The 752-nt window shown below is 65.4% G+C and carries 1 protein-coding gene; it reads right to left on the bottom strand.

All coding sequences use genetic code 11. The features are described from left to right. The coding region (locus ACU8YC_RS25190) for a capsular polysaccharide export protein, LipB/KpsS family (protein WP_446895985.1) at positions 1-752 on the bottom strand (752 nt) is incomplete at both ends.

Raw genomic sequence — 752 nt, 5'->3', positions numbered from 1 at the left:
CTGCGTCGCCAGCGCGGCCAGCGACGGGCGGTCTGTGGCGGGACGCTGCCCTGCGCCGCTAACTGGTGGATCAGCTGCTCCGGACTCATCCACAGGCCACTGCGCCAGTCGATATAACGCGGACAGACGACCAGGGTGATATAGACCAGCGCCGCCAGCGACACCGCCCGCCCCCGGCGGGCAGGCGGGCAGATATCCTCCGTCAGCCCCCAGCCGCTGTAGAACGGCTGGCCCCAGGTGGTGACCCTGACGCCGTGTATCAGCGCTTCAAACCCGCTGAGCGAGGTCATGGTATGCAGCTCATCCACATGGGGATAAAGGCGGGTCAGGCTGATGTCCGTCACCAGACTGTCGACGCAGGCTGCCAGACATGGCGCAGATATCGTCCCGGCCCGGTTTCCCGCCACCACATCCGGATGGGGTTTAAAGAGAATATGCGCCTGCGGCCGGGCGGCACGTACCGCCCACAGCAGGGCTTCATTACTGCGGATCTCCGGACTGCCGGTCCGGACTGAGGCGTCGTCATCGACCTGCCCCACCACCAGGATCCGCTCCCGGCCATCGGCCGGCGGCGTGAACGGCTGTGCGCTGCCGACATTATATTTACTCACCCCATGCCGGCGGAGCAGCCCGATCAGCGCCTCACCGCGGGCCAGTTCCTGTTCTGTCAGTGACCGCTGACTGAGTAACTGCTCAGGCTCTGACGGCCGGCGGCTGTCAAAATAGATCCCCACCGGATCAAGACAGAGGGA

The organism is Citrobacter sp. VF227, assembly GCF_052950715.1.
Note: the sequence above shows the minus strand (reverse complement) of the source record. Positions and strands in the feature narration are given on the sequence as shown.